The 9843-nt window shown below is 68.9% G+C and carries 6 protein-coding genes; 5 read left to right on the top strand and 1 reads right to left on the bottom strand.

All coding sequences use genetic code 11. The annotated features are described in order from the left end of the window. Positions 1-124 precede the first annotated feature (124 nt). Positions 125-898: an IS5 family transposase gene (locus tag HPT28_RS18015; protein WP_219092149.1), complete on the top strand. Its 774-nt coding sequence runs from the start codon at positions 125-127 to the stop codon at positions 896-898. A 178-nt stretch (positions 899-1076) separates the two neighbouring features. Here HPT28_RS18015 and HPT28_RS18010 read toward each other — a convergent pair whose 3' ends face one another. Next, positions 1077-2606: a UDP-N-acetylglucosamine 1-carboxyvinyltransferase gene (locus HPT28_RS18010; protein ID WP_219092148.1), complete on the bottom strand. Its 1530-nt coding sequence runs from the start codon at positions 2604-2606 to the stop codon at positions 1077-1079. Between the two features lie 312 nt (positions 2607-2918). On the opposite strand from HPT28_RS18010, the gene HPT28_RS18005 reads away from it, so the two are divergent. The 4 genes from HPT28_RS18005 (at position 2919) to HPT28_RS17990 (ending at position 9700) form a co-directional block, all read left to right on the top strand. Further along, the gene (locus HPT28_RS18005; protein ID WP_219092147.1) at positions 2919-5732 is read left to right on the top strand and encodes an aconitate hydratase; all 2814 of its coding nucleotides are present in this window, start codon (positions 2919-2921) and stop codon (positions 5730-5732) included. Positions 5733-6081: 349 nt separating this feature from the next. Further along, a complete protein-coding gene (ngcE, locus tag HPT28_RS18000; protein WP_219092146.1) occupies positions 6082-7500 on the top strand; it encodes an N-acetylglucosamine/diacetylchitobiose ABC transporter substrate-binding protein in 1419 nt (472 codons plus the stop codon). 282 nt (positions 7501-7782) lie between these two features. Continuing rightward, positions 7783-8748 carry a carbohydrate ABC transporter permease gene (locus HPT28_RS17995; RefSeq protein ID WP_257578851.1) on the top strand — a complete coding sequence of 322 codons (966 nt, stop codon included), beginning with the start codon at positions 7783-7785 and terminating at the stop codon, positions 8746-8748. A 22-nt stretch (positions 8749-8770) separates the two neighbouring features. Next, positions 8771-9700: a carbohydrate ABC transporter permease gene (locus HPT28_RS17990; protein WP_219092144.1), complete on the top strand. Its 930-nt coding sequence runs from the start codon at positions 8771-8773 to the stop codon at positions 9698-9700. Positions 9701-9843 lie beyond the last annotated feature (143 nt).

The following is a 9843-nucleotide window of genomic DNA, read 5'->3' as shown; positions in this document are numbered from 1 at the left end:
TGAGCTGATTCCAACCTGGTTGGCTGGCTGGATAGTTGTGCCGTAGGGGGCGGTGTCCGGACGTGAAGAAGCTCCTGGTAGACGGGTCACGACCAAGATCACCTGCCCCACCAGGAGCTTCCGCGTGCTTGTCTACCCGTCCGGCATCGATGTGTCCACCTCGACCCTGCGCTACCTGTCCACCCGCCTGCGAACCCGCCGCCGGGAACGCGGAACACGGTGGCGCCGGTTGAGCGCGGGCCGCCAGGCCCTGCTCGTGCTCGCGCACCTGCGATCCGGCCACACCTACGCCCAGCTCGCCGCCGGGTTCGGTGTCGGCACCGCCACCGCATACCGGTACATCGCCGAAGCCATCGATGTCCTTGCCGCCCTCGCACCGACCCTTGCCGAAGCGATGAAGACCGCCGCCACCAAGGCGTTCGTGATCCTGGACGGCACGCTGCTGCCGATCGACCGCATCGCTGCCGACCAGCCCTTCTACTCCGGGAAACACAAGAAGCACGGCATGAACGTCCAGGTCATCACCGACCCGGCAGGACGCCTGCTGTGGGCCTCGCCCGCTCTGCCCGGAGCCGTCCACGACATCAAGGCCGCGCGAACCCACGGCATCATCGGCGCCCTGACCGAAACAGGCGTGCGGTGCTGGGCCGACAAGGCATACCGGGNGGGCACTGGCGGCACCATACGCGTGCCCTACTGGGGCCGTTGGGCAAAGCTGTCCGCAGGTCAGCAGGCCGTCAACCGCTCCCACGCGAAGATCCGCGCCCTCGTCGAGCAGGCCATGGCCACTCTCAAAACCTGGCGGCTCCTGCGCAAGCTGCGATGCTCCACCACGCGCATCACCAGCCTCGTCCAAGCCGTCCTCACCCTCCACCTGACCTGCTCAAACGGAGGTTGAAATCAACTCAGTGCCGCCATCGACGCGATCTTCGGGTAGCCGTCGTCCGGCCGCCCAGATCGTGGCTTGTGGGAGCCGGTTGAGGGCGCAAAGTTCCAGAGAAGTCCCAGAGGTGCCGCCGCACCCTTTCCTGACCCGCTGCAGCGCAGGTCAGACGGGGTGCGGCGGCATTCGCTTATCAAATGTCGCGGAAGGTCTCGATCTGGGCGCCGACGGAGTTGAGGCGGGCGGCGAGGTCCTCGTAGCCGCGGTTGATCACGTAGACGTTGCGCAGGACGGACGTGCCTTCGGCGGCCATCATGGCGAGGAGGACGACGACGGCGGGCCGCAGGGCGGGCGGGCACATCATCTCGGCGGCCCGCCAGCGGGTGGGGCCCTCGACGAGGAGCCGGTGGGGGTCGAGGAGCTGGAGCCGGCCGCCGAGGCGGCTGAGGTCGGTGAGGTAGATGGCCCGGTTGTCGTAGACCCAGTCGTGGATGAGGGTCGAGCCGTTCGCGCTGGCGGCGATGGCCGCGAAGAAGGGCACGTTGTCGATGTTGAGACCGGGGAACGGCATGGGGTGGATCTTGTCGATGGGCGCCTCCAGCTTGGAGGGGCGCACGGTGAGGTCCACCAGGCGGGTGCGGCCGTTGTCGGCCCGGTACTCGGGGCCGCGGTCGTGGTCGAGACCCATCTCCTCCAGCACGGCCAGCTCGACGTCCAGGAACTCGGCGGGCACCCGGCGCACGGTCAGCTCGGAGCCGGTGACGACGGCGGCGGTGAGCAGGCTCATGGCCTCGACCGGGTCCTCGGAGGGGGAGTAGTCGACGTCGACGTCGATCTCGGGGACGCCGTGCACGGTGAGCGTGGTGGTGCCGACGCCCTCGACGGTGACGCCGAGCTGCTCCAGGAAGAAGCACAGGTCCTGGACCATGTAGTTGGACGAGGCGTTGCGGATGACCGTGATGCCGTCGTGCCGGGCGGCGGCCAGCAGGGCGTTCTCGGTGACGGTGTCGCCGCGCTCGGTGAGGGTGATGGGGCGCTGCGGGGTGACGGAGCGGTCGACGACGGCGTGGTACATGCCCTCGGTGGCGGTGATGGAGAGCCCGAACCGGCGCAGGGCCTGCATGTGCGGCTCGACGGAGCGGGTGCCGAGGTCGCAGCCGCCCGCGTAGGGGATGCGGAAGCGGTCCACGCGGTGCAGCAGGGGGCCGAGGAACATGATGATGGAGCGGGTGCGGCGGCCCGCCTCCTCGTCCATCGCGTCGAGGTCGAGCTCGGCCGGGGGCACGATCTCCAGGTCGAGACCCTCGTTGATCCAGCGGGTGCGGACTCCGATCGAGCCCAGGACCTCCAGCAGCCGGAACACCTCCTCGATGCGGGCGACCCGCCGCAGGACGGTGCGGCCGGAGTTGAGCAGGGAGGCGCACAGGAGGGCGACGCAGGCGTTCTTGCTGGTCTTGACGTCGATCGCCCCGGACAGGCGGCGTCCGCCGACGACCCGCAGGTGCATGGGGCCGGAGAAGCCCAGCGACACGATCTCGCTGTCGAGTGCCTCTCCGATCCGGGCGATCATATCAAGGCTGATGTTCTGATGCCCGCGCTCGATGCGGTTGACCGCACTCTGGCTGGTGTGCAGGGCCTCCGCGAGATGCGCTTGAGACCAGCCGCGGTGCTGCCGGGCGTCCCTGATGAGCCGTCCGATCCGGACGAGGTAGTCATCGGTCATGCCAATCAGGCTATCTCATATATGAGATAAAGGCGCGGCGTGTGGGCTGTATGGGGTCGTGTACCCGCGTGCGGCGCCGTGAATCGGGGGTCGGAGACGCGCGTGGCGCCGGGTCGGGCATGACCTGGCGCGGGGCGATGTACTAGAGTTATCTCGACATCGAGATATCTGACTGGGGACGCGTTGTCGTCAGTCTGCCGCCAGCTCGCTTAGGTAAACCTAAGTTAGGGGAGCCTCAGCGATCGGGCAAGGGCCCGGGCGCGGCAGCATTGCGGCGGTACCGCGCGAATTCATGCACTGAAGGAGACTGTCGTGTCGGCGAACACCTTCGACGCTCGCAGCACGCTGCAGGTGGGCGACGAGTCGTACGAGATCTTCCGGCTGGACAAGGTCGAGGGCTCCGCACGCCTTCCCTACAGCCTGAAGGTGCTGCTGGAGAACCTCCTGCGCACCGAGGACGGCGCGAACATCACCGCCGACCACATCCGGGCCCTGGGCGGCTGGGACTCCCAGGCCCAGCCGAGCCGGGAGATCCAGTTCACCCCGGCCCGCGTCATCATGCAGGACTTCACCGGCGTGCCCTGCGTCGTGGACCTCGCCACGATGCGTGAGGCCGTCAAGGAGCTGGGCGGCGACCCGGCGCGCATCAACCCGCTCGCCCCGGCCGAGCTGGTCATCGACCACTCGGTCATCGCCGACAAGTTCGGCACCCCCGACTCCTTCGTGCAGAACGTGGAGCTGGAGTACGGCCGCAACAGGGAGCGCTACCAGTTCCTGCGCTGGGGCCAGACCGCGTTCGACGAGTTCAAGGTCGTCCCGCCGGGCACCGGCATCGTCCACCAGGTGAACATCGAGCACCTGGCCCGCACCGTGATGGTGCGCAACGGCCAGGCCTACCCCGACACGCTGGTCGGCACCGACTCGCACACCACCATGGTCAACGGCCTGGGCGTGCTCGGCTGGGGCGTCGGCGGCATCGAGGCGGAGGCCGCCATGCTCGGCCAGCCGGTGTCGATGCTGATCCCGCGCGTGGTGGGCTTCAAGCTCACCGGCGAGCTGCCCACCGGCACCACCGCCACCGACCTGGTGCTGACCATCACCGAGATGCTCCGCGAGCACGGTGTCGTCGGCAAGTTCGTCGAGTTCTACGGCGAGGGCGTGGCCTCCATCCCGCTCGCCAACCGCGCCACCATCGGCAACATGTCGCCCGAGTTCGGCTCCACCGCGGCGATGTTCCCGATCGACGGCGAGACGATCAACTACCTGCGCCTGACCGGCCGGGACGAGCAGCAGCTCGCCCTCGTCGAGGCCTACGCCAAGGAGCAGGGCCTGTGGCTGGACCCGGCCGCCGAGCCGGACTTCTCCGAGAAGCTGGAGCTCGACCTCTCCACGGTCGTGCCGTCCATCGCCGGTCCCAAGCGCCCGCAGGACCGCATCGCGCTGTCCGGCGCCAAGCAGCAGTTCCGCGCCGACCTGCCGACGTACGCGAGCGGCGAGCCCGTCACCAGCACCACCGCGGCCTCCCCGGTGGACGAGGCGAGCGACGAGTCGTTCCCGGCCAGCGACGCCCCGGCCTACGGCAGCGGTGAGAACGGCGCCGGCAAGCCGCAGCACACCGCCGCGGGCAACGCGGCCGGCCGCATCAGCAAGCCTGTCCAGGTCACCGGCGCCGACGGCGTCACCTACGAGCTGGACCACGGCGCCGTCACGGTCGCCGCCATCACCTCCTGCACCAACACCTCCAACCCGTCCGTCATGGTCGGTGCGGCGCTGCTGGCGAAGAAGGCCGTCGAGCGCGGTCTGACCCGCAAGCCGTGGGTGAAGACGACGCTGGCGCCCGGCTCCAAGGTCGTCATGGACTACTACGACCGTGCGGGCCTGACCCCGTACCTCGACAAGATGGGCTTCAACCTCGTCGGGTACGGCTGCACGACCTGCATCGGCAACTCGGGCCCGCTGCCCGAGGAGGTCTCGCAGGCCGTCAACGACAACGACCTCGCCGTCGTCTCGGTCCTCTCCGGCAACCGGAACTTCGAGGGCCGCATCAACCCCGACGTCAAGATGAACTACCTGGCGTCGCCCCCGCTGGTCGTGGCCTACGCCATCGCCGGTTCGATGGACATCGACATCACCACCGAGCCGCTGGCCACCGACGCCGAGGGCAAGCCGGTCTTCCTGAAGGACATCTGGCCCAGCGAGGCGGAGGTCGAGGAGGTCGTCGCCTCCGCGATCGGCCAGGAGATGTTCGGCCGCAGCTACTCCGACGTCTTCGCGGGCGACGCCCAGTGGCAGTCGCTGCCCGTCCCGACGGGTGACACCTTCGAGTGGGACGCCGAGTCCACCTACGTCCGCAAGCCCCCGTACTTCGAGGGCATGGGCATGGAGCCGGCCCCCGTCGAGGACATCGCGGGCGCCCGCGTGCTGGCCAAGCTGGGCGACTCCGTCACCACCGACCACATCTCCCCGGCCGGTGCCATCAAGGCCGACACCCCGGCCGGGCAGTACCTCACCGAGCACGGTGTGGCGCGTCGCGACTTCAACAGCTACGGCTCGCGCCGCGGCAACCACGAGGTCATGATCCGCGGCACGTTCGCCAACATCCGCCTGCGCAACCAGATCGCGCCGGGCACCGAGGGCGGCTACACGCGCGACTTCACCCGGGCCGCCGAAGGTGACGGAGAGGCGCCGGTGTCGTTCATCTACGACGCCAGCCAGAACTACCAGGCCGCGGGCATCCCGCTCGTCGTCCTGGCGGGCAAGGAGTACGGCTCCGGCTCCTCGCGTGACTGGGCGGCCAAGGGCACCGCGCTGCTGGGCGTGCGCGCCGTCATCGCCGAGTCCTACGAGCGCATCCACCGCTCGAACCTCATCGGCATGGGCGTCCTGCCGCTCCAGTTCCCCGAGGGTCAGGGGGCCGAGGCCCTGGGCCTGACCGGTGAGGAGACCTTCTCGATCTCCGGGATCACCGCGCTCAACGACGGCGGCATCCCCGAGACGGTCAAGGTGACCACGGACAGCGGGGTCGAGTTCGACGCCAAGGTCCGCATCGACACCCCCGGCGAGGCGGACTACTACCGCAACGGCGGCATCATGCAGTACGTGCTGCGCTCGCTGATCCGCAAGTGATCCGCGTGTAGGGCACGACGGCGGCCGCCCCGGCGGTACGCCGGCGCGTCCGGACGGCCACACGGCGCCGCACCCCGCACCAGCGCGGGGTGCGGCGCCGTCGTCGTGTCACCGGGAGGTCTCGGGGTGAACAAGCCCCGGAGAAAGAAGCGGACAACTGTGCACTCGATCTTGCCCTGGCGGCGGCGAGTGGACTATACCTGTCGGCACCCGGACGTCCGAGCACCTCACGGCGCGCCCCGGTAGTACGACCCTGGCTTCGACCACCCCGCGGTGTAGGGCACTTCGCCGGTAGCGCTTCCAAGAGTCCGGTACACCGCCTGAGTCCTAGGAAGGCGAGGACTTGAGCATGGGACCTACCGACGTCAATCGCAGAGACCTCATCAAGCGCGCCACCGCCCTCGGGCTGCTCGCCACCCCCGCGCTGGGCGCCCTCACCTCGTGCGCCTCCGGTGGAGGCAGTGACACCGAGAAGGTCGCCGACGGCAAGAAGACAGCCGACAACCCGCTGGGCGTCAACAAGGACGCCGGGCTGGAGGTCGTCATCTTCAACGGCGGCTACGGCGAGCAGTACGCCAAGGACGCCCACACCGTCTACGAGCGCAGCTACGGCACGGTCAAGCACGACGCCACCCAGAAGATCCGCACCAAGCTCCAGCCGCGCATCATCAAGGGCGACCCGCCGGACGTCATCAACAACTCCGGCGCCGAGCAGATGGACATCGCCAGCCTCATCGCCGAGGGCCAGGCCGAGCCGCTGGACGCGCTGCTCGACGCGCCCACGCTCGACGACCCGGACAAGAAGGTGCGGGACGTCCTGCTGCCCGGCACCGTCACCAAGGGCCAGTTCGGCGGCGAGGAGATGTACCAGCTCAACTACTCCTTCACCGTCTACGGCACCTGGTACTCGCAGACGCAGCTCGACCGGCTGGAGGTCGAGTACCCGAAGACCTGGGACCAGATGCTCGCGGTCTGCGCCAAGGCGAAGAAGGAGGGCATAGCCGGCTGGACGTACGCGGGCAAGCACCCCTACTACTTCGCCTTCACCATGTACCCGTTCATCGCCAAGATCGGCGGTGCGGACGTGCTGAAGAACATCGACAACCTGGAGCCGAACGCCTGGAAGCACGACGCCGTCCGCAAGGCGTTCGAGGCCTACCACGAGCTGTACGCCAAGGGCTACGTCCTGGAGGGCACGCCCGGCATCGACCACATCCAGTCCCAGACCCAGTGGAACAAGGGCAAGGCCCTGTTCATCCCCAACGGCTCCTGGGTGGAGAACGAGTCGAAGAAGACCACCCCGGCGGACTTCGAGATGAAGGTCGCCCCGCCCACCGGGCTCGACTCCTCCGACGCCATGCCGTTCGAGACGCTGTGGGCCGAGGCCAGCGAGCCGTTCATGGTGCCCTCCCGGGCCGCGAACGTCCCCGGCGGCATGGAGTGGCTGCGGATCATGCTGGGCAGGGAGTCCACCACCAACTTCACCAAGCTGGTCTCGGCTCTCACCTGCGTGCAGGGCGCGGCGGACGGCCTGGACCTCCAGTCCGGCCTCGCCTCGGCGAGCCAGGCGCTCGGAGCGGCCGGGGACAACGTCGTCGCGCCGCGCATCCACGACTGGTACCTGGAACTGCACAAGGACAAGGTCGGCGGTGCCATCGCCGCCATGATGGCCGGCGACCTCACGCCGGCCGAGGCCGTCGACCGCTGCCAGAAGGCCGCGGACGAGACGGCGAAGGACGACTCCGTCAAGAAGTACACGCGGGCGTGACACGCCGGGGCGCGCCCCGGCCGACGGAGTGAGGACACGCCGGAGGGCGGCGCGTCAGGAAGCGGGAGGGTCATGCCGAACGACGCCAGGGGCGCGACGGACCTGTCGGGCCCGCCCGGTGTGCCCGGCACACCGGGCGGGCCGGGCGGGCCGGAGGAACCGGAGGGGCCGGGCGCGCCCGACGGCCCGGACGGGCCGAGGGACACGCCGTCGGGCCGGGCCGGACGGAGCCCGGAGCGGCTGCGGGCCGCGGAGGTGCCGCTGTTCGTTGCGGCGTTCCTCCTGCCGCCCCGGCTCACGCCGACCCGGGTCAAGCACGACCGGCGCTACCGCACGATCGACCGCTACCGGTTCGTGTGCGGTTTCCTCGCGCTGCCGCTGCTGATCTACACCGTGTTCGTCGTCTCGCCGTTCATCCAGGCGTTCTACTACTCGCTCACCGACTGGACGGGCTACAGCGCCGAGTTCACCTTCGTGGGCCTGGACAACTACGAACGGCTGCTGGACGACTCCGACTTCTGGGACTCGCTGCTCAACAGCCTGACCCTGCTCGTCGTCGCGCCGGTGGCCACCCTCGCACTCGGGCTGTTCTTCGCCTACATGCTGCAGGCCGGGGGCAGGCGCGGCCGCGGCGAGGCGGTCTCGGGAGTGCGGGGCGCGGGCTTCTACAAGATCGTCTATTTCTTCCCGCAGGTCATCTCGGTGGCGATCATCGGTGTCGTCTGGGCCGCGGTGTACGACCCGATCACCGGGCCGCTGAACGAGCTCTTCCGCGCGGTGGGGCTGGGCGGGCTCGCCCAGAACTGGCTGGCGGACCCGGACCTGGCCCTGGGGTCGGTCATCTTCGTCCTGTGCTGGAGTTTCATCGGCTTCTACGTCGTGCTGTTCTCCGCGGCGATGGGCTCCATCCCCAGGGAGATCTACGAGGCGGCGTTGCTGGACGGGGCCGGGCGCACCGTCACGTTCTTCCGCGTGACGCTGCCCCTGATCCGCGACAGCGTGCAGACCGGCTGGATCTACATGGGCATCCAGGCGCTGGACGCGTTCGCCATCGTGCACATCATGACGATCAACAAGGGCGGGCCCGGCAACTCGACCCTCGTCACGCCGGTGTACCTGTACAAGAAGGCGTTCGACTCGGCGCAGGCCGGCTACGCCACCGCCATCGGCGTCGTCCTGCTGCTGGTCACCATGGCCTTCGCGGCGATCATGATGCTGCTCGGCCGCCGTGAGCGGATCGAGTACTGAGACAAGCGGGGATGAGGTACCGATGAGCGCCATCCGCACCGACCGGCCCGCCGGGGACGACGCCCCGGCGGACGCGCCGCCCGCCTCCGGCGGTCCGGCGCCGGCCGCCGACCGGGAAACGAAGGACGGGGCGACGCTGAACGTCTTCTCCGGCGCCTTCCTGATCCTGTGGGCCGTCATGGCCGCGGGGCCGCTGCTGTGGGTCATGGTCAACTCGCTGCGCGACTCGGGGAAGATCCAGGGGCAGCCCTTCGGCTGGCCCACCGACCTCAGCTTCGAGAACTTCGCCAACGCCTGGTCGGACGCGAACATCGGCCAGTTCACGCTGAACTCGGTCATCGTCCTGGCCGGTTCGCTGCCGGGCACGATGCTGCTCGGCTCGATGGCCGCCTACGTGATCGCCCGTTTCGGCTTCTTCGGCAACCGGGCCGTCTATCTGCTCTTCGCGGGCGGGATGATGTTCCCCATCATTCTCGCCGTCGTCCCGCTGTTCTTCGTCATGGACAACATGGGGCTGCTGGACACCCGGGTCGGCCTGATCCTGGTGTACATCGCCTACTCGCTGCCGTTCACGACGTTCTTCATGACGGCCTTCTTCCGGACGCTGCCGGGCAGCGTCGCCGAGGCGGCCATGATCGACGGCGCCTCGCACAGCCGTACGTTCTTCCAGATCATGCTGCCGATGGCGAAGCCCGGACTGATCAGCATCGGGATCTTCAACTTCCTGGGCCAGTGGAACCAGTTCTTCCTGCCGCTCGCCCTGAACTCCGAGAGCCGCGAGGAGGCCCTGCTCACCCAGGGGCTCGCGGAGCTCTCCGTCAGCCAGGGCTACGAGGGCGACTGGGGGGCGCTCTTCGCCGGGCTGACGATCGCCATGCTGCCCATCCTCGTCGTGTACATGGTCTTCCAGCGGCAGGTGCAGGAAGGGCTGACGGCGGGCGCGGTCAAGTAGCCCCGCCGCCCGTCGCCGCCCGTCACACCCGGTCACCGCCGCACTCCTGTCGGACACGCCACATCTGAGCGCACACCCCGCTCAAGGGGTTGACGTGGGTCGGCCCCACACGATCCCCTTAGAGTTCATGTGTTGGAGACGGG

This window comes from Streptomyces sp. JJ38, assembly GCF_019303475.1.
Lineage (GTDB): Bacteria > Actinomycetota > Actinomycetes > Streptomycetales > Streptomycetaceae > Streptomyces.
This window is presented reverse-complemented; position numbering and strand designations above follow the sequence as displayed.